Raw genomic sequence first — 18179 nt, 5'->3', positions numbered from 1 at the left:
GCCCCCGAAGCCGTTCGGCCCCCGTCCGCCACGCGCGGGCGGGGGCCGACGCGCGTCACGCGGTCGGGAACGGCGCCTCGGGCAACTCCCGGGCCACCCGGGCGGCCAGTTCGCACACCGCCGGATCCGCCGGGAAGCGCCCGGCCAGCGCCTCCACGGTGCGCCGCAGTCGTACGATCAGCCGCTCCGAGCGCACCCGGAAGGCGATCTCCAGGGCCGCCGTGGCCTGCTCGACCGCACCCGCCGGGTCGTGCTCGATCAGGAACACCGTGGCCAGCCCCACATGCGCGAGGGCGAGGCTGCGCACGAACTCGCCGGTGCCCAGCAACAGCCGTACGGTCTCGCTCAGCCGCTCCTTCGCCGGGGCCACGAACGCCGGTCGGGTGTAGGCGAGATCGCGATAGGCGTGGCCGCTCTCGCAGAGCAGTTCGGCCCGGTTGAAATAGCGGATCCAATCCGGCTCGGTGTGCGGCCGACTGTCCGCCAGCGCCTGTTCGGCCAGTCCCAGTGCGCGCCGACATCGATCCGTGTCGCCCAGCGCGGCATACGCGCGCCCCTCCAGCGTGTACAACATCGCCTGCAACCCGGCGCCACCGGTGTCCCGGCTGCCGTACTGGGCCAGGTGGATCAACTCCAGCGCGTCCTCGGCCAATTCGTAGTGGATCATCTGCCGGGACATCACCCCGAGCACGTTCGCCCCGAACGGCGCGTCGTCGCACTCCTTCGCCGCGTGCAGGGCGAGCACCATGTACTTCTGCGCGCCCGGTTGCAGGCCGGTGTCGTAGGACATCCACCCGGCGAGCAGCGCGAGTTCGGCGGTCAGCCCGAGCAGCCGAGCGCGCACGGCGGGTGGGTGCTCGTCGCGCAACAGATCGGTGAGCGCGTTGAGTTGGCCGATCACCGCCTTGCGCCGCAGCCCGCCGCCGCCCTGCATGTCCCAGCGCCGGAACAGCCGGACCGACTCGTGCAGATGCTCGGTCGCGGACGCCGGCAACCGCGGCCGTCGCCCGCCGCGCCCCACACCGGCACCGGCACCCACACCGGCACCGGGCACGATCGGCGCGGGCAGCGGAGCCGGCGCCGCGGGCAGCGGCGCGGACCAGCGCTGGAGCGGCTCGACCAGATCGCGGCCCGCCGCCAGACGCAACGACGGACCGACGAACTCCTGCCGACCGAGCAGCAGATCGCCCCGGGTGTACTCGCCGAGGATCTCGACCACCGTCTCGAACGTCCAGGGCAGGTCCACGCCGAAGTCGCCATGCGGCTCGTCCGGCTCGCGCAGGCCCAGTTCGTCGATGCTGACCACACGACCGAACCGTCGGGTGAACAACTCGGCCAGGATCTGCGGTATCGGTTCGCGCGGCTGCTCACCGTCCAGCCAGCGGCGTACCCGGGAGGTGTCGGTGCTCACGTGCGGGGCCGACATCGCCCGCGCGTGCCGGTTCACCTGACGGGCCAACTCGCCCTTCGACCATCCGCTGCGGGCGAACCACGCGGAGAGCCGGTCGTTGGGCTGCCGCCCGCCGTCCGGTTCGTGCTCGTCCGCGGACCCGCCGTCCCGCGCTCGCGTCGTCGCCACCGCATCGCCCCCATGCCCTCAGCGGTCCGGCCGGTCAGGCGTCGGGCCCCGATGGGAACCGTACGCGCAGGCCCGTTTGCCGAACGTATTCCGACTCGCCCGCAGGCGTCGGTCGATGCGCCAAACGCCAGGCTTCGCCACCCCACGCGCCCGGGACGCGCCAGGGGGGAGACCGCGTTTGACTGATCGGCGACACAGGCCGACGACGGCTGCCGGTCCCGTTCATATCGTGCGAACCCCGCGGCCGTCGAGATGACTCGTTGCGGTCAGAGCGTAACCAAAAGTAATGAGTGCCGTTGGGGAGGACATGGACATCATGCTCGGATCGCGCCGGCGTACGCGGGCCGCACTGTGGCAGGCGGTGGCCGAGTTCGCGGAGGAACGCGGCTGGCCGGTGGCCCAGGGTGCGCACCTGGTACGCGACGGACGCGGCACCCACTGCTCGTGCGGCCGCGTCACGTGTGCCGCGCCGGGCATGCATCCGGCGGACCCGCGCTGGGCGGAGCGGGCCACCGCATCACCGGCCGCGGTGCGCTACCTGTGGTCGCAGTGGCCGGACAGCACCGTCGTGGTGCCCACCGGTCGGGTCTTCGACGCGATCAGCGTGCCGCGCCGGGAGGGCACCCGGGCCCTGGTGCGCCTGGAGCGGATGGGCACCCCGCTGGGCCCGGTCCTGGCCACGCCGACCGGGCGGGTCGCGTTCCTGGTGGCCCCGGGCGCGGCGGCCGAACTGCCCCATCTGCTGTACCAGATGGGCTGGGACGACGCCGTCCTGGACCTGCGCTGCCACGGCGAGGGCGACTACGTGTTCGCGCCGCCGTCGCCGATGGGCATGCTCGGCCCGGTGGAGTGGATCCGCCCGCCCGAGAGCGGCGACCCCGCGCTCCCGGAGGCCCGCCTGCTCCTGGGCACCCTGGCCTACGCGTGCCACCGCAAGGACGCCTCCTCGACCGGCCGAGGTCTGTGGCTGGCCTCCTGAGCGGGCCGCGCCGAGCGCGGAAAAAACGCCGGACGGGCCGTGTCGACCCGTCCGGCGTTCGTGATCGGCCCGTCAGTCCCCGATCAGCGCGTCCACGAACGCGGACGGCTCGAACGGCGCCAGGTCGTCCGGACCCTCGCCGAGGCCGATCAGCTTGACCGGCACGCCCAGCTCGCGCTGCACCGAGACCACGATGCCGCCCTTGGCGGTGCCGTCGAGCTTGGTCAGCACGATGCCGGTGATGTCCACCACCTCGGCGAACACCCGGGCCTGGACCAGGCCGTTCTGACCGGTGGTGGCGTCGAGCACGAGCAGCACCTCGTCCACCGGACCGTGCTTCTCCACCACCCGCTTGACCTTGCCCAGCTCGTCCATCAGGCCGGTCTTGGTGTGCAGTCGGCCGGCGGTGTCCACGAGCACCGTGTCCACGCCCTCGGCGATGCCCTCCTTGACCGCGTCGAACGCGACGCTGGCCGGATCGCCCGCCTCGGGGCCGCGCACCGTACGAGCACCGACCCGCTCGCCCCACGTCTGCAACTGATCGGCGGCGGCGGCGCGGAAGGTGTCCGCGGCGCCCAGCACGACACTGCGGCCGTCGGCGACCAGCACTCGCGCGAGCTTGCCGGTCGTGGTGGTCTTGCCGGTGCCGTTGACGCCGACCACCAGCACCACGGCCGGCCGGTCGCCGCCCTCGCCGCCGGTGTGCCGGGCGGTCTTGAGCGTGCGGTCCAGGTCGGGACCGAGCAGGGTGAGCAGTTCTTCGTGCAGCAGTGAGCGCAATTCGGCGGGAGTACGGGTGCCCAGCACCTTGACCCGGGTCCGGAGGCGGTCGACCAGCTCCTGCGTGGGCGCGACACCGACGTCGGCGGTCAGCAGGGTGTCCTCGATCTCCTCCCAGGTGTCCTCGTCCAGGTGCTCGCGCGCGAGCAGCGCCAACAGGCCCTTGCCGAACGTGGTCTGCGAGCGGGCCAGCCGGGCGCGCAGCCGAACCAGCCGCCCGGCCGTGGGCTCCGGAACCTCCAGCGGGACGACTTCCGGCTCGGTCGGCACGACGACCGACGTTTCCGGCAGATCGACCGTGTCGATGGTGCGCCGGGGCGCTTCGACGGGCGGGGCGGCCTCGTCGCCGACACCCGGCTCGACCGGTGTGCGCGGGGGCGCCGGCGGCACGCCCTTGCGGCGCGAGCCGACCACGAACCAGCCGGCGGCGACGAGGGCGACGAGGGCAATGACGACGATCAGGATCACAGTCTCCATAGGACCTCCAGTCTCCCAGACGGTCCGGCGCCGAACCGCGACCGGCCGCTCCCGGCGGGTCCGTGCCCGACCGCCCGTCCGTGACCCGGAGACCGTTGAATCCTGACACTGCGTCAGATAGCTTGCCCATGCCAAGCACCGTCCGGCAGATGACACGTGTCCGAGACGGCTTCGGCTCGACCCGGAAGGTGTTCACGCTCCATGGCTGTCACGAATCTGCGGTTCAACCAGGTCCTCCCCGGTCTCGACCGGCAGGAGATGTCCGCGCGCTACCGGGCCACCGTCGAGATGGCGGCCTTCGCGGACAAGAACGGGTTCGACATGATCAGCCTGGAGGAGCACCACGGCGCGGACAACGCGTGGAGCCCCTCCCCGCTGAGCACCGCAGGCGCGATCTTCGGCGCCACGGAGCGGATAGGCGTGATCGTCTGCGCACTGCTCGCCCCGCTGTACGACCCGATCCGGCTCGCCGAGGACATCGCCGTCCTGGACAACATCAGCGGCGGCCGACTCTCGCTCGTCGCGGGCCTGGGCTACCGGCCCGAGGAGTACGCGGCGCTCGGCAAGGACTGGAAGCGGCGCGGGAAGATCCAGGACGAGGTGCTGGAGACGCTGCTCAAGGCGTGGACCGGCGAGCCGTTCGAGTACCGCGGCGCCACCGTCCGGGTCACCCCCAAGCCGTTCACCGACCCGCACCCGATGGTCATGGTCGGCGGCACCGCCAAGGCGTCCGTACGCCGCGCGGTCCGGCTGCGGCTGCCGTTCTACGCCGCGGCGCCGATCCCGGAGCTGGAGCAGTACTACTACGAGCTCGCGGCCGAGGAAGGCTTCGAGGGCGGCTTCGCGATCCTGCCGCCGGTCAAGACCCGGATGATCTTCTGCACCGAGGACCCGGACAAGGCGTGGGCCGAGTACGGCGAGTACTTCCTGCACGAGGCCACCACGTACGCCGGCTGGCAGACCCCCGACATAGCCTCCGTGGTCGAGTCCTCGGCCACCACGGTCGCCGCGCTGCGCGAGGAGGGCATCTACTGCTGCCTCACCCCCGACGAGTGCGTCGAGATCGGCCGGTCCGGCGGCCTGACCGACGCGCTGATCCTGCACCCGCTGGTCGGCGGCCTGCCGATCGACGCGGGCTGGGCGAGCCTGCAGCTGTTCAACGACAAGGTCATGCCGCGCAACGTGCCGGCCGAGTGATCCCACAGGCCCGGTGAACCCGCAGGCCCGGTGACCCGGCCGACCCGCGACCGACGGCGGTCACACCCTCGACTCGACCGGGGTGTGGCCGCCGCTCGGCTTCACCCGCCCGCGGAGACCCCGCTCATCGGCTCCGCGTGCTCGGACGCCGGCCGCCGGTCCTCCTGACGCAGTCGCTGACTGATCACCGTGGTGACCCCGTCGCCGCGCATCGAGACGCCGTACAGCGCGTCGGCCACCTCCATCGTGCGCTTCTGGTGGGTGATCACGATCAGCTGCGAACTTTCCCGCAGCTCCGCGAAGATCCCGATCAGCCGCTGCAGGTTCATGTCGTCCAGCGCCGCCTCGACCTCGTCCATCACGTAGAACGGACTGGGCCGGGCCTTGAAGATGGCCACCAGCAGGGCCACCGCGGTCAGCGAGCGCTCGCCGCCGGAGAGCAGCGACAACCGCTTGACCTTCTTGCCCGGCGGCCGGGCCTCCACCTCGATGCCGGTGGTCAGCATGTCGTCCGGGTCGGTCAGGATCAGCCGACCCTCGCCGCCCGGGAACAACCGCGCGAACACGCCCACGAACTCGCGCGCGGTGTCGTGGTACGCCGCCGTGAAGACCTGCTCGACCCGCTCGTCCACCTCCTTGACCACGGTCATCAGGTCCCGGCGGGTGTTCTTCAGGTCCTCCAACTGCTCGGTGAGGAAGTTGTGTCGCTCCTCCAGCGCGGCGAACTCCTCCAACGCGAGCGGGTTCACCTTGCCCAGTTGCACATGCGCCTTCTCCGCCGCGCGCAGCCGCTTCTCCTGCTCGGCCCGGACGTACGGGCGCAGCTGCGCCTCGGGCGAGTCCGGGTCGCGCTCCTCGCCCTCGGCCGGCGGCGACGGCGGCACCGGCTGGTCCGGGCCGTACTCGGCCAGCAGACCCTCGGCCTCGATCCCGTGCTCCTCCAGGGACTTGGCCTCCAACTGCTCGACCCGCAGCCGCTTCTCCGCGCGCAACATCTCGTCCCGGTGCACCGAGTCGGTCAACTTCTCCAACTCGGCCGCGAAGCTGCGGGACCGGCCGCGCTCGCGGGCCAGCTCCGCCTCGTGCGCGGCCCGGGCGCCCTCCGCCGCGTCGCGCTCGGCCCCGGCCCGGGCCAACGACGCCTCGACATGCCGCAGCAGCACCTCGGTGCCCGCGACCACCGCGCCCGCGATCCGCGCCTCCACCGCCAGCCGCTCCCGGCGCCGGGCCGCGCTCGCCCGCGCCTCGCGCTCGGCCCGCGCGCCCCGGTCGAGCGCGTCGGCCCGGCCGGCCAGCGACCGCACCCGCTCCTCGTGCGTGCGCACCGCGAGGCGGGCCTCCATCTCGGCCTGCCGCGCGGCGCTCGCGGCGCCCGCGAGCCGGTCCCGCTCGGCGGTGTCCGGTTCCTCGTCGCCCTCGGCCGCGTTGTACTCCTGCGCCGCCTCCAGCCGTGCCGCGAGCTCCTCGACCTTGAGCTCCTCCTGCGCGCGCGCCGCCTCGGCCTCGGCCACCGCACCCGCCAACCGCTCGGCCTCGCCCGCCGCCGCCCGGGCCTGCCCGCCGAGCCGGCCCAACTGCTGCGCCGCCGCGGCGGCCTTGCGCTCCGCCTCGCGGCGCTGCGCGGTGATCCGCTCGACCTCGGCCGCCGCCTCCCGGCGGGTCGCCACCGCACCGGCCAGCGCCGCGGCCAGCCCGGCACACCGCTCGGTCAACACCGCCGCCCGCTCGGCCGCCTCGTCCACCGCCGCCTGCACCTCCAGCAGGCTCGGCGCGCTCGCCGACCCGCCGTGCGCGAAGCCCGCGCCGACCAGGTCGCCCTCCCGGGTGACCGCGCGCACCCCGGGCAGCGCCCGGACCAGCTCGGCGGCGGCGGTCAGATCCTCGACCACCGCGACCCGGTCGAGCAGCGGGTGGACCGCGCCGCGCAACTCCTCCGGTACGGACACCAGGCGCGTCGCGTAGACCACCCCCGCCGGCAGCTCCGGCCACTCCGCCGGCCCACCGCCCGTCGCCCCTTGCGCCGCGCCCCCGCCCAGCAGCAGCGCGGCCCGGCCCGCGTCGTCCTTGCGCAGCAGCCGCAACGCGTCCACGGCCGGCTGCACACCCGTGACCGCGACCGCGTCCGAGGCCGCGCCCAGGGCCGCCGCGATCGCCTGTTCGGCGCCGTGCTCGACGGTGATCAGCGCGGCCACCGTACCCAGCACGCCGGACAACCGGTCCCCCGCGGCGAGCAGCGCGCCGGTACCGTCCTTGCGCCTGAGCGCCGGCTCCAGCGCCTCCTTGCGCGCGACGACCGCCGACCGCTCCCGCTCGGCCTCCTTCTCCGCGTCGCGGGTGAGCACGAGCGCCTCCTCGGCCTCGGCCAGCACCTCGCGGGCCGCGGCCAACCGGGCCTCGATCGCGGCGAGTCCCCCGCCGCCGTCGTCCTGCGGGGCGCCCTCGACGCCGAGCCGGAGCTGCTCGTACTCCTCCTGCGCCGCGACCGCACGCTCGCGTGCCTCGTCCCGGGCGCCCACCAACCGACCGATCTCGGCCTCCGCCGCGGCCACCCGACTGCGCGCGGCGCCGACCCGGCCGACCAGCCGGGCCAGACCCTCGCGACGGTCCGCCAGCGCCCGGGCGACCTCCTTGAGCCGGCGCTCCTCCTCGACCAGGGCGCGTTCCAGCTCGCCGCGCCGCTCCACCGTCTCGGCCAGCTCGACCTGCGCCGATTCCAGCGCGGCGGCCAGCTCCGCCTCCTGCTCGCGGATCCGCTCGGCCTCGCGCTCCATCTCCTGCGGGTCGCGCCCGCGCCGCTCCTCGGCGGGCGCCGACGTCGCATGGCGGACCCGCTGCCGGGCCAGCCCGGCCGTTCCGCGCACCCGTTCGGCCTGCGCGGACAGCGCGTACCAGGTCTCCTGCGCCCGGGCCAGCCGCGGCGCCATCGCCCGCACCTCGGTCTCCAGTCGTGCCTCGCGCGCCTGCACCAGTGCGAGTTCGCGCTCCACGGCGGTGCGCCGCTCGCGCAGCGCGGCCTCGTCCGCGACCTCCTCGGCCAGCGCGTTCTTGAGCCGTACCAGGTCGTCGGCGAGCAACCGCAGCCGCGCGTCCCGCAGGTCGGCCTGGATCGCCGCGGCCCGGCGGGCCACCTGGGCCTGGCGCCCGAGCGGCTTGAGCTGCCTGCGCAGTTCGTTGGTCAGGTCCTGCACCCGGGTCAGGTTGGCCTGCATCGCGTCCAGCTTGCGCAGCGCCTTCTCCTTGCGCTTGCGGTGCTTGAGGACCCCCGCCGCCTCCTCGATGAACGCCCGCCGGCCGGCGGGGTCGGCCTGAAGCACCGAGTCGAGCCGCCCCTGACCGACGATCACGTGCATCTCCCGGCCGATGCCGGAGTCGGAGAGCAGCTCCTGGATGTCCAGCAGCCGACACGTGCTGCCGTTGATCTCGTACTCGGAGCCGCCGTTGCGGAACATCCGCCGGGTGATCGTGACTTCGGAGTAGTCGATGGGCAGCGCGCCGTCGGCGTTGTCGATGGTCAGGCTCACCTCGGCACGCCCGAGCGGCGGTCGGCCGGTGGTGCCGGCGAAGATGACGTCCTCCATCTTGCCGCCGCGCAGCGTCTTGGCGCCCTGCTCGCCCATCACCCACGACAGTGCGTCGACCACGTTCGACTTGCCGGAGCCGTTGGGCCCGACCACGCAGGTGATCCCCGGCTCGAAGCGCAGCGTCGTCGCCGACGCGAAGGACTTGAAGCCACGCAGGGTCAGACTCTTCAGGTGCACGCGACGAAAGAGTAGTCGGCACGACCCGGACGATTCGCCCGCTCGGTCCGTCCGAGGGCGTGTCGAGCGCCTCGGATGGGGGTATCAACCGCTGGAAGCGAGCGGGTGGGCGCGAGGGGGCACGGCGGGGACGGCAGCAGAGAAATCGAAGTACCGGGCGCGCGGATCACGGGGCGCGCCACAGGGGTCGCGCGGGGATCGGGACCCGCGATCGCACCCATGAGCGCGAGGCAGGGCCGCGCGGAGGCAGGGCCCCGCGAGAGTCACGGCACCGCGAGTCACGGACGAGAACCACGCAGAGACACCAAGCAGAGACACGTTGTAGGTAACGGCCCGCTAACGCTCACGGCATGTCAAGGCGTGCCCGGGCCGGCTCCGGAAACGACAAAGGGACGCCTGAAGGCGTCCCTGATTATCGCTTGCGCGAACCTACGCTCGCGAAAGCGCCGGTTCCGTCGCGGAGACGTCGAAGCCGGCAAGCAGCTCGTCCGAAGCGGCGGCGTTGAGCGCGTCGTTACGCTCCTGGGCACGGACAAGTTCCGTTTCCAGGTCACGAACACGCTGCTGGAGCCGTCGATTCTCGGCGAGCAGTCGGGGATCGGGGCCACCGACGTAACCGAGAAGCGCCTTCGCCATGAGAGGGTCCTCCACGCTGAAAATGAATGACCACGCAAGTTCGCGGGTCTAAATGTGGCACCCGGCCGCAAGGCTCCTGATAGGGTGCGCGGGCTTCCAGCGTCGCACCAAAAACGCAGGAGGTCAATATCATAACGGCACGATAACGAGACCTTCACCCGATCAAACGCGGTTCGACCGCGGACTGGGGTGACGGCTGTCGTGCTGGGTGTACGAGATCATCTTTCGACCTCCCCAGTCAAGAAGATTCCGGTTGTCCGCCAACTCCGGACGGCCGTGCCCTAGAGTCACTCCGGCACCACCACCCGTTCGGGTGAATTGATATCCCCTGCCGGAAGGTGACTCAACCCTCCATGGCTCGGCACAGTCGTACCTCGGCCTCGGCCCCCGCCCGCCCGCATCGACGACGCGCGAAGTCGCGTCGCCGGCGCGTCGCCCCCCTGCTCGCCCTGCTGGCCCTGCTCGCGGTGGGCGGCACCGTGGCCGGCATGGTCGTCTCGGACCGGGCGGGCGAGTCCTCCGCCAACCGCGTCGCGGGCGCCGACGGGCCGCTGCCCGGGCATGCCCTCGACGGCTCCGCCCCGCCCGGCGCCGTCGGGGCCGACCGGACCGGCGACGAGGCGTCCCGCAGCCTGCTCCCGGGCGCGTCGACCACCGGCCGAACCGCGCTGCCCGCGACGAGCCCCGGGCCCACGGCGAGCACCACGACCGGCGCGCCGACCACGAGCGCGGCCACGACCCCGAGCGCGAGCGCGACGCCGAGCAAGCCCGCAGGCACCCCGACCACGAGTGCGGCGAACCCGCCGAGCGGCCCCGAGGACAAGGTGCTCGCGGTGGTCAATCAGGAGCGCGCGACCGCGGGCTGCGGCCCGGTCAAGAGCGATGCCAAACTGGTCGCGCTGGCCCGCGCGCACAGCGCGGACATGGCCGACCGCGACTACTTCGACCACAACACGCCCGAGGGCCTGACCCCGTGGGACCGCGCCGAGAAGGCCGGCGTGAGCTACCTGGGCGCGGAGAACATAGCGCGCGGCCAGAAGACCGCCGACGCGGTGATGCGGGCCTGGATGAACAGCCCCGGCCACCGCCGCAACATCCTCGACTGCGGCCTGACCAAGCTCGGCGTCGGCATCCGGGAGGGCGCCAACGGCCCTTGGTGGACCCAGGAGTTCGGCCGCTGATCGGGCGGATCGGCCGGGCCGGGCCGGCGCACCCGGTGGCGCATCCCCGCGGGATCCGCGGCCCGGCCCGCAAACCGCCCGCTCAGCGCGGCCCCACCCCGAGCCGATCCGCCAGCAGACCGAACACGTACAGCCCCGATTCGCCCTGGTTGCGGGCGAGCACGAGGTCGACCGCCTCCGCCGCCGCCGCGCGACCCGCCGCCCGCGCCCAGCGCACCGCCGCGTCGACCACCTTCGGTCGGGCCCGGTCCAGCACCTCGCCCACCTCGTCGCGCAGTTGGGCGTAGCGCTCCGGCCGACGCAACTCGCCGCCCCCGTCGAAGACGTCCGCACCGGCGCGGGCGGCCTCCAGTTCGAGCCGGCCCATCGCCAGGTGCGCCGCCGCCTCGCCCGGATTCAGCCACGCCTCCCAGGCGCCCGCCGCGCTCACTCCCTGGACGTGCGCCACGTGCGTCTCGAAGACCCAGCACACCAACACCGGCGAGTCCGCCTTCGCCGCCAGTGCCTCCAGCCACGGCCGCTCGAACGCGTACGGATCGTCCTCGTGCCGCACGTGCGTCGCGGTCCAACCGTCCGGCGACTCCCACATCGTCCGGGCCGGGTGCGCCGCCGTGTCCACGTGCGGCGCGAATTCGGACAACGGCCGCGCCTCGCGCACGACGACGATGTCCCCGTTGAATCCCATGACACGCGCTCCCTGGATTCCGGTGCCTACGCCCCGGCCGTCGCCTTGCGTGGCGCGCGCTGACAGGCCGGGCAGAAGTAACTGCTGCGGTTCATGAACGAGATCCGCCGGATCGGCGTGGCACACCGGTTGCACGGCTCGCCCTCGCGCCCGTAGGCGTCCAGGCCCCGGGAGAAGTAGCCGCTCTCCCCGTTCACGTTGACGTACAGGCTGTCGAAGGAGGTGCCGCCCGCCGCCAGTGCGTCGGTCATCACGTCCCGCGCGGACGCGAGCAGCAGCGTGGTCTGGGCGAGCGTGAGCTTTCCGGTCTGCCGGGCACCGTGCAGCCGGGCCCGCCACAGCGCCTCGTCGGCGTAGATGTTGCCGATCCCGCTGACCAGGGTCTGGTCCAGGAGCGCACGCTTGATCTCGGTGTTGCGCCGGCGCAGCGCCGCGTGGAAGAGCGCGTCGTCGAACAGCGGATCCAACGGGTCGCGCGCGATGTGCGCGATCGAGGGCGGCAGTTCGGCACCGCCGCGCTCGACCGCGAGCCCGCCGAACGTGCGCTGGTCGACGAAGCGCAACTCGAGCCCGCCGTCGGTGAAGGTGAACCGCACGTGCAGGTGCTTCTCCCGGGGCGCCTCGGGCGGTTGCACCAGGAGTTGCCCACTCATGCCCAGGTGCGCGAGCAGCGCGTCCTCCGGAGCCTCCGCGCCCGGCGCCACCAACGGCAACCACAGATACTTCCCGCGTCGTCGGGCGGCGTGCACCCGGGCGCCGACGAGCGCGTCGGCGAAGTCCACGAGGCCCGCGAGATGGCGCCGCACGGCGCGTTCGTGGGTGACCTCGACGTGCGCGATGGTGCGACCCACCACCCACTTCTCCAGTCCGCGACGGACGACCTCGACCTCGGGCAGTTCGGGCACCTTGCACTCCCCCTGGGGACGGCACAACCGGAGACGACACGACGGGAGACACCACGACGGGCGACACTGCGACCGGCGGCGGGGCCGCCGTCGGGAATGCGAAAATGCCTGCCGGTAGGTGAGATCGTGCCGGGCGACCGCGAGGTCGGTGACCGGTTCGAACTTACCTATCGGCAGGCATTGGCTCGGAGACTACGCGGTGGCCGGCTGCGTGCCGGAACCGTCTCCGTACTTGGCGCGGATCGAGTGCCAAGCGCTTTCGGCGGCCTGCTGCTCCGCCTCCTTCTTGCTCCGCCCGACACCGGTGCCGTAATCGACACCCGCGACCCGGGCGAGCGCGGTGAAGGTCTTCTCGTGGTCGGGACCGGTCTCGGAGACCACGTACTCGGGGACTCCGATACCCGCCGCGGCGGTCTGCTCCTGGAGACTGGTCTTCCAGTCCAGGCCCGCGCCGAGATTCGCCGACTGCTCGATCAGCGGATCGAACAACCGGTGGATCAGCTCGGTCGCCGCGTCGAGGCCCTGGTCCAGGTACACCGCACCGAGGATGGCTTCGAGCGTGTCCGCGAGGATCGAGGACTTGTCTCGCCCACCCGTGCCCACTTCACCTCGGCCGAGCCGGATGAAGGCGCCCAGGTCCAGTCGCCGACTGACGCCCGCGAGGGCGCGCGAGTTGACGACGGCGGCCCGCAGTTTCGCGAGCTGGCCCTCGGGCAGGTCGGGGTGCCTGCGGTACAGCGTGTCGGTGACGACGAGACCGAGCACCGAGTCGCCCAGGAACTCCAGGCGCTCGTTGGTCGGGAGCCCGCCGTGCTCGTACGCGTACGAGCGATGGGTGAGGGCGCGTTCCAGAAGGGCGGCATCGAGCGACCAGCCCAGCCGCCCTTCCAGATCCGCGTATTGCGCGAGTGATTCCGTCACCGGAACGACCACCGGCCTGATCAGACGTCGAGGACCTGGCGGCGGTTGTAGGTGCCGCAGCTCGGGCACGCGATGTGCGACAGCTTCGGCTCACGGCAGCGCTCGCAGGTCACCAGGTTGGCGGCAGTGGCCTTCCACTGGCTCCGGCGGTGCCGGGTGTTGCTGCGCGACATCTTCCGCTTCGGAACAGCCACGGCTACTTCTCCTGGTTCTCGTCGGCGCTGGACGCGCCGTCAACGTCGGCTTCGGCGGAAGGTCCGTCGAAGATGTTGGTCAACTTCGCCCACCGGGGGTCGGCGAGCTCGTGACTGTGGTCGGGGTCCTCCGCGAGCAGTGCTCCGCATTCGGAACACAGGCCCGGGCAGTCCTCCCGGCACAGCGGCGAGAGCGGCAGTGCGAGCACCGTCGCGTCCCGCAGCACCGGCTCCAGGTCGAACAGGTCGTCCGTGAGCCGGAAGGCGTCCTCGTCGGCTTCCGCGTCCGGGTAGACGTACAGCTCCTGGAAACGCACCGTGAGCTCACGCTCGAGCGGTTCCAGGCACCGGACGCACTCACCGGTCAGCGGCATCTGTGCGACGCCGGTGACCAGCACACCCTCCATGACCGCTTCCAGCCGGATACCCAGCTGGATGGGGGCACCTTCGGGCGCGCCGATCACATCTGCCACACCCATGTCCTTCGGGGCCGGCACGGAGCGGGACACCTTCAGCATGGATCCAGGCCGACGTCCCAGCTCGCGTGTGTCGACGACGAGTGGTTTGCGGTGATCCAAGCGGTCCAGGACGTCCTACCTCATGCAGTGCCACCCCCCGGGTCGCGGGGGGCTCGAATGGTCAGGGTGCCAACCCTCGGGGCACGCGAAAAGCACGCCTCGGGCAGGGTCGGTCCGTAAGAGTATCGCAGCCCGCGCGCCAGGCCCCAAACGGGGCCATTCGAGCGGGTCCGCGCGACGCCCGGCGAAGGGTGCCCGGCACGCGGCGCCCGACGAGCGGGCGGCGCGGCTGCCGGGCCCCGGCTCCGGCCGACGGTTACTGGCGGCCGCCGTCCTGCTGGAACTGCCGCACGTCGATCAGGCTCGTGTCGAAGAAGCTGGTCTCGTCCAGCGACTGCGCGTACTGGGCCTGCGGGTCGTAGGCGGGCTGCTGCCCCGTGCTGTTCGCCGGGTCGTGCTGCGCCGGATCGTGCTGCGCCGGGTACGCCTGCTGCTGCCCGTGCTGGTCGTACTGCGGCATGTCGTACTGGCCCTCGTAGCCGCCGGAGTAGCCGGTGTCCGGTCCGGCGCCCTGTGCGTAGGCGGGCTGCCCGTAGGCGTCCTGGCCGTAGCCGTGCTGACCGCCGTAGGGGCCGGCCTGCGCGGGCACGGTCGGCGCGGCGGGCGGCGCGGCCGGGTAGTCGGGTTGGGCGGGCGCGGCGAACGTCTCCTCGTGGCCGTCGAGCTGGGCCTGCAGGCTGCCCGGGCGGCCCTTGGCCTGGGCGTCGGCCAACTCCTGCGCCTGCATGTACTCGCCGAGCTCGTCGGAGGGACGGCGCCCGCGCATCTTGTCCCGACCCCGGCCGATCGCACCGAGCGTCTTGGTCAGCACGACCTCGAAGTTGGCCAGCTTCTGGTCGACGTAGTCGTCGGCCTCCTCGCGGATGCGCTGGGCCTCGCGGCGGGCCTCGGACAAAATCCGGTCGGCCTCGCCGTACGCCTCCCGCGCCACCTCGGTGTCGGCGACCAGCGAGCCGCGCTCCTCGCGCGCCTTGGCCAACACGCGCTCGGCCTCGCGGCGCCCCTCCTCGATCACCGACTCGCGGTCGCCGAGCACCCGGCGCGCGTGGTCGAACTCCGCCGGCAGCAGGTTCTTGAGTTCCTCGAGCCGGGCCACCACGTCCGCGCGGTTGACCACGCACGACGCCGACATCGGCATCGAGCGCGCGTTCTCGACCAGTGCGATCAGTTCATCGAGCTTGGGCTGCACGTCCACGGGCTTGCTCTCTCTCCTCAAACCGACGGTAGCCGTCGTGTTCGCCGGCATCGCGTGACGGACCGACTCGCCGCGGGCGGTCGGCCCGGCGACGAGGCACGTGCCGCGTCAGCCCTGCGCGAGCCGCTCGGTGAGCCGACGTAGCACCGTCTCCGGCACCAGGCCGGACACGTCGCCTCCGTACGTCGCGACCTCTTTGATGAGACTCGACGACAGAAAGCTGTAGAGGGGGTTCGTCGCGACGAACAACGTCTCCACCTCGGTAAGACCGTAGTTCATCTGCGCCATCTGCAACTCGTAGTCGAAGTCGGTGACCGCGCGCAGGCCCTTGATGATGGCCGGAATCCCGCGCTCCTTGCAGAAGTTGACCAGCAACCCCTCGAAGGCCTCGACCTTGACGTTCTTGTACTGCTCGACCACCTCGTGGAGCATCTCGATGCGCTCCTCGATGGTGAACAGACCCGAGCGCTTGGCGCGATTGAAGCCGATCGCCACGTAGACCTCGTCGTACAGGCTCGCGGCCCGTCCGATGATGTCCAGATGACCGTTGGTGACCGGGTCGAACGAACCGGGGCAGACGACTCGACGCAACGGAGGTTCCCCTCGAAATCGGGTGCCGACGGGTCCGGACCCGATGGTCCGCCCGCCTGGTCAGGCTTGCGCGGCGCGACCGTACCAGAGCGTTCCCTCGCCGTAGCGACGGGATCTGATCTCGACGAAATCCGCAGGCCACGCGAATGGCCCCCCACGCGTTGCACGTTCGACCACGATCAGCGCCCCGGGCGCCAGCCAGCCGTGCTCGGCCAGTGTGCCGAGCAGCGTGCCGACCTCACCGTCGGTGACCGCGTACGGCGGATCGAGGAAAACCACGTCGTACGGCTCGTCGGGGCAGGGCACCGCGGCGGTCTTCTCCGCGCGGGCCGGCCGCAGCTCCGCGCCGGGCAGGGCGACGAGGCGGATGTTGGTCCGAATCGTGTTCGCCGCACGCGGGTCGGACTCGACCAGCAGCACTCGCGCCGCGCCTCGGGACAGCGCTTCCAGGCCGACCGCGCCGGAACCCGCGAACAGGTCGAGCACCCGTGCGCCGTGCAGGTTGCCGCGCAGCGACTGGAGGGTGGAGAACAGTCCCTCACGGGCCCGGTCCGAGGTCGGCCGGGTGCCCTCGCCCGGCGGCGTGCTCAGCCGTCGGCCGCCCGCCGCCCCGGCGATCACCCGGGTCATGCGTGGGCTCGTGGACGGAGGGCGGGCCGGCGGTCGGCGCCACGGGCGGGCCGGGCATACGTGTCCTGCATGAGGTCAACGCTATCGACTGGTCCCGGCCGACGAAATCCGGGCCGAAACACGATGTGCGACCCGTCATACACACAGGGCCACCGGATCGTATGAGGGGTATGCACGGCGAGGGCGCCATCGCCGGGCACGGGCGACAACGATCGCCGTCGAGACATCGATCCCACACCCGATCCCGGGAGAGCCCGATGCAGCTCCGCACCTTCCTCGCCACCGTCGTCACGGGCGCCGCGCTGGCCGCGACCGGCACAACCCCTGCCGTCGCCGAGACGCCCGACACGCCGCCGACGACCGCGGCGAACTGCTACGTCGACAGCAACGGCACCCTGCACTGCGCCAACGGCGCGAGCCACCTGCGCTCCCAGCCGTACTTCCGGGCCCCGGTGGTCAGCCGACTGGACAGCACCTACAGCTACTTCAGCTGCTGGACCGAGGGCGACCCGCACTCGGGCGGCAACGACATCTGGTATTACACCGACGGCGACGACGGCGGGCACGGCTTCCTGCCCGCGCAGCGCGTGTTCACGCCGCAGGACCCGATGCCGGGCATGTACCACTGCTGACCGACCGCCGACCGACCCACGCGGCCGGCGGACGGAGATCGTCCCGTCCGCCGGCCGCGTGCCCGAGTGGGGTGCGCCCACCCGTCCGCTCAGAACGCGCAGTCCGGCACCTCGGCCTCGTTGCGGGTGCGGACGCCGGGCAGCCAGCCCTCGGCGCCGGTGCCCAGCACCACCACCCGATACCAGTGCTTGGAGGCGACGCCGGTCTCGTCGGTCACGCGCGGGCCGTCCGCGAGCAGGCAGACCAGGAGCAGTCGGTCGCCGTGCCAGACCCGGTCCGCCAGATCGGCCGTCCGCGACGACAACCGCGCTTCCTTGAAGACGCCGAGCGAGCATTCGAGCGTGCGCAGCCCGCGGCACGGTACCTCGGAGTTGTAGACCTCGCTCTGCACGCTGACCGCACGCGCGGCGGGCGGCCTGGGCGCCGGCTGCTCGGTCGGGTCGTGCCGGCCGACCAGGAAGGCACCCAGGCCGACCACGGCGACCACCAGCACCGCGGCCAGCGCCATCGCGAACGCGCCGCGCCACACCGGGCGCGGGGCCGGCCGGCGCATGACCCGCAGCGCCAGGCCGGGTGGTTCGACACAGGCGGCGTCCGCGGCGCGCAGCCGAGAGCGCAGCTCGTGGACCGCGTCGTCGGGGGCGTCGAGATCGGGGGGCGGCGGGTTCACCGGGTGACTCCTTCGTGTCGGTCCCGGCGGCGGAACCGGCCGGCGGGGCCGCCCAGGCCGGCCCGCAGCCGGGCCAGGGCGCGCTCGCGCGAGCGGGACACCGTGCCCCGGTGCACACCGAGGATCTCGGCGGCCTGATCGATCGTGTATCCGTCCAGGTCGACCAGGAGCACCGCGGCGGCCTGCTTGGCGGGCAGCGAGCCGAGCATGCGCACCGCCTCCCACTCGGCCTCGCGCCGGGCGATCGCATCGCCGGCGGCGGACTGGGCCCGCTCCCCCGGTTCGGGGGGTTCGGGCAGCAGGACCTGCCGGCTGCGGGCGCGCCACATGTCGCGGGTGACGCTGACCAGGGCCCGGAAGGCGTAGGCGTAGGGCTCGGGATGGCCGAGCAGGCGGTCGGGTCTGCGGGCCAGCTTGAGATACGTCTCGTGCACCGCGTCCTCGGCGCTGCCCTCGCCGGCGAGCAGCACGGCGCGTCGATACAGCCGAGGGAGCAACCCGCAGAAGAGCGCGTCGAAGCCCTCGTCCCCCGTACATGCGTCCATGGCCCATTGGTAGCCAACCGACGGGCTGTTCCGCGTGCTCCGAAC

At 72.5% G+C, this 18179-nt stretch carries 18 protein-coding genes; 4 read left to right on the top strand and 14 right to left on the bottom strand.

Annotated features, from left to right (window positions below; genetic code table 11):
* Positions 1-55: 55 nt before the first annotated feature.
* The gene (locus ACIBM5_RS13370) at positions 56-1579 is read right to left on the bottom strand and encodes a hypothetical protein (RefSeq protein ID WP_396006958.1); all 1524 of its coding nucleotides are present in this window, start codon (positions 1577-1579) and stop codon (positions 56-58) included.
* Between the two features lie 286 nt (positions 1580-1865).
* Between ACIBM5_RS13370 and ACIBM5_RS13365 the strand changes: the two genes are divergently transcribed.
* On the top strand, positions 1866-2558 hold the full coding sequence (locus ACIBM5_RS13365; protein ID WP_396006956.1) for a bifunctional DNA primase/polymerase: 693 nt from the start codon (positions 1866-1868) through the stop codon (positions 2556-2558).
* Positions 2559-2630: 72 nt separating this feature from the next.
* Here ACIBM5_RS13365 and ftsY read toward each other — a convergent pair whose 3' ends face one another.
* On the bottom strand, positions 2631-3815 hold the full coding sequence (ftsY, locus tag ACIBM5_RS13360; RefSeq protein ID WP_391581381.1) for a signal recognition particle-docking protein FtsY: 1185 nt from the start codon (positions 3813-3815) through the stop codon (positions 2631-2633).
* A gap of 201 nt (positions 3816-4016) precedes the next feature.
* Between ftsY and ACIBM5_RS13355 the strand changes: the two genes are divergently transcribed.
* The gene (locus ACIBM5_RS13355; RefSeq protein ID WP_391581379.1) at positions 4017-5012 is read left to right on the top strand and encodes an LLM class flavin-dependent oxidoreductase; all 996 of its coding nucleotides are present in this window, start codon (positions 4017-4019) and stop codon (positions 5010-5012) included.
* 101 nt (positions 5013-5113) lie between these two features.
* On the opposite strand, the gene smc is transcribed toward ACIBM5_RS13355, so the two are convergent.
* Positions 5114-8770 carry a chromosome segregation protein SMC gene (gene smc / locus ACIBM5_RS13350; protein WP_396006954.1) on the bottom strand — a complete coding sequence of 1219 codons (3657 nt, stop codon included), beginning with the start codon at positions 8768-8770 and terminating at the stop codon, positions 5114-5116.
* A 429-nt stretch (positions 8771-9199) separates the two neighbouring features.
* On the bottom strand, positions 9200-9406 hold the full coding sequence (locus ACIBM5_RS13345) for a hypothetical protein (RefSeq protein WP_396006952.1): 207 nt from the start codon (positions 9404-9406) through the stop codon (positions 9200-9202).
* A gap of 353 nt (positions 9407-9759) precedes the next feature.
* On the opposite strand from ACIBM5_RS13345, the gene ACIBM5_RS13340 reads away from it, so the two are divergent.
* Entirely contained in the window at positions 9760-10587 is an 828-nt protein-coding gene (locus ACIBM5_RS13340) for a CAP domain-containing protein (RefSeq protein ID WP_396006951.1), read from the top strand.
* Between the two features lie 82 nt (positions 10588-10669).
* On the opposite strand, the gene ACIBM5_RS13335 is transcribed toward ACIBM5_RS13340, so the two are convergent.
* From ACIBM5_RS13335 to rsmD, 8 genes are all read right to left on the bottom strand, one after another.
* Positions 10670-11272: a hypothetical protein gene (locus ACIBM5_RS13335; protein WP_391581376.1), complete on the bottom strand. Its 603-nt coding sequence runs from the start codon at positions 11270-11272 to the stop codon at positions 10670-10672.
* A 26-nt stretch (positions 11273-11298) separates the two neighbouring features.
* Complete coding sequence (gene mutM, locus ACIBM5_RS13330) at positions 11299-12177, bottom strand: bifunctional DNA-formamidopyrimidine glycosylase/DNA-(apurinic or apyrimidinic site) lyase (RefSeq protein WP_391581375.1); 879 nt, start codon at positions 12175-12177, stop codon at positions 11299-11301.
* 192 nt (positions 12178-12369) lie between these two features.
* Positions 12370-13110 (bottom strand): ribonuclease III, encoded by a 741-nt coding sequence (gene rnc, locus ACIBM5_RS13325; RefSeq protein WP_379989192.1) that lies wholly within the window; start codon positions 13108-13110, stop codon positions 12370-12372.
* Between the two features lie 8 nt (positions 13111-13118).
* Positions 13119-13292 carry a 50S ribosomal protein L32 gene (gene rpmF, locus ACIBM5_RS13320; RefSeq protein ID WP_026218805.1) on the bottom strand — a complete coding sequence of 58 codons (174 nt, stop codon included), beginning with the start codon at positions 13290-13292 and terminating at the stop codon, positions 13119-13121.
* A gap of 2 nt (positions 13293-13294) precedes the next feature.
* Complete coding sequence (locus ACIBM5_RS13315; RefSeq protein ID WP_391581374.1) at positions 13295-13810, bottom strand: YceD family protein; 516 nt, start codon at positions 13808-13810, stop codon at positions 13295-13297.
* 316 nt (positions 13811-14126) lie between these two features.
* Positions 14127-15065: a cell division initiation protein gene (locus ACIBM5_RS13310; RefSeq protein ID WP_396006949.1), complete on the bottom strand. Its 939-nt coding sequence runs from the start codon at positions 15063-15065 to the stop codon at positions 14127-14129.
* 108 nt (positions 15066-15173) lie between these two features.
* Positions 15174-15656 carry a pantetheine-phosphate adenylyltransferase gene (coaD, locus tag ACIBM5_RS13305; RefSeq protein WP_020553272.1) on the bottom strand — a complete coding sequence of 161 codons (483 nt, stop codon included), beginning with the start codon at positions 15654-15656 and terminating at the stop codon, positions 15174-15176.
* A gap of 60 nt (positions 15657-15716) precedes the next feature.
* Complete coding sequence (rsmD, locus tag ACIBM5_RS13300; protein WP_396006948.1) at positions 15717-16286, bottom strand: 16S rRNA (guanine(966)-N(2))-methyltransferase RsmD; 570 nt, start codon at positions 16284-16286, stop codon at positions 15717-15719.
* Between the two features lie 257 nt (positions 16287-16543).
* On the opposite strand from rsmD, the gene ACIBM5_RS13295 reads away from it, so the two are divergent.
* Positions 16544-16918: a hypothetical protein gene (locus ACIBM5_RS13295; RefSeq protein WP_396006947.1), complete on the top strand. Its 375-nt coding sequence runs from the start codon at positions 16544-16546 to the stop codon at positions 16916-16918.
* Between the two features lie 89 nt (positions 16919-17007).
* Here ACIBM5_RS13295 and ACIBM5_RS13290 read toward each other — a convergent pair whose 3' ends face one another.
* Both ACIBM5_RS13290 and ACIBM5_RS13285 read right to left on the bottom strand, forming a co-directional pair.
* Positions 17008-17589 carry a hypothetical protein gene (locus tag ACIBM5_RS13290; RefSeq protein WP_396006946.1) on the bottom strand — a complete coding sequence of 194 codons (582 nt, stop codon included), beginning with the start codon at positions 17587-17589 and terminating at the stop codon, positions 17008-17010.
* Positions 17586-18134, bottom strand: a complete 549-nt coding sequence (locus ACIBM5_RS13285) for an RNA polymerase sigma factor (RefSeq protein ID WP_391581368.1) — start codon at positions 18132-18134, stop codon at positions 17586-17588. Before ACIBM5_RS13285 ends, ACIBM5_RS13290 begins: the two co-directional genes overlap by 4 nt.
* Between the last annotated feature and the right edge of the window lie 45 nt (positions 18135-18179).

The sequence above is a fragment of the Embleya sp. NPDC050493 genome, from assembly GCF_044458105.1.
In the GTDB taxonomy this organism is placed as follows: domain Bacteria; phylum Actinomycetota; class Actinomycetes; order Streptomycetales; family Streptomycetaceae; genus Embleya.
The sequence above is the reverse complement of the archived record's forward strand: the minus strand, read 5'-3'. Positions and strand labels throughout refer to the sequence as shown.

Bases quoted from the DNA above. Each gene is read 5' to 3' on its own strand.
- ACIBM5_RS13365 (WP_396006956.1), top strand. From the start codon at position 1,866: ATGAGTGCCGTTGGGGAGGACATGGACATCATGCTCGGATCGCGCCGG.
- ftsY (WP_391581381.1), bottom strand. From the start codon at position 3,815: ATGGAGACTGTGATCCTGATCGTCGTCATTGCCCTCGTCGCCCTCGTC.
- ACIBM5_RS13355 (WP_391581379.1), top strand. From the start codon at position 4,017: ATGGCTGTCACGAATCTGCGGTTCAACCAGGTCCTCCCCGGTCTCGAC.
- ACIBM5_RS13345 (WP_396006952.1), bottom strand. From the start codon at position 9,406: ATGGCGAAGGCGCTTCTCGGTTACGTCGGTGGCCCCGATCCCCGACTG.
- ACIBM5_RS13340 (WP_396006951.1), top strand. From the start codon at position 9,760: ATGGCTCGGCACAGTCGTACCTCGGCCTCGGCCCCCGCCCGCCCGCAT.
- ACIBM5_RS13335 (WP_391581376.1), bottom strand. From the start codon at position 11,272: ATGGGATTCAACGGGGACATCGTCGTCGTGCGCGAGGCGCGGCCGTTG.
- ACIBM5_RS13315 (WP_391581374.1), bottom strand. From the start codon at position 13,810: ATGCTGAAGGTGTCCCGCTCCGTGCCGGCCCCGAAGGACATGGGTGTG.
- rsmD (WP_396006948.1), bottom strand. From the start codon at position 16,286: ATGACCCGGGTGATCGCCGGGGCGGCGGGCGGCCGACGGCTGAGCACG.
- ACIBM5_RS13295 (WP_396006947.1), top strand. From the start codon at position 16,544: ATGCAGCTCCGCACCTTCCTCGCCACCGTCGTCACGGGCGCCGCGCTG.
- ACIBM5_RS13285 (WP_391581368.1), bottom strand. From the start codon at position 18,134: ATGGACGCATGTACGGGGGACGAGGGCTTCGACGCGCTCTTCTGCGGG.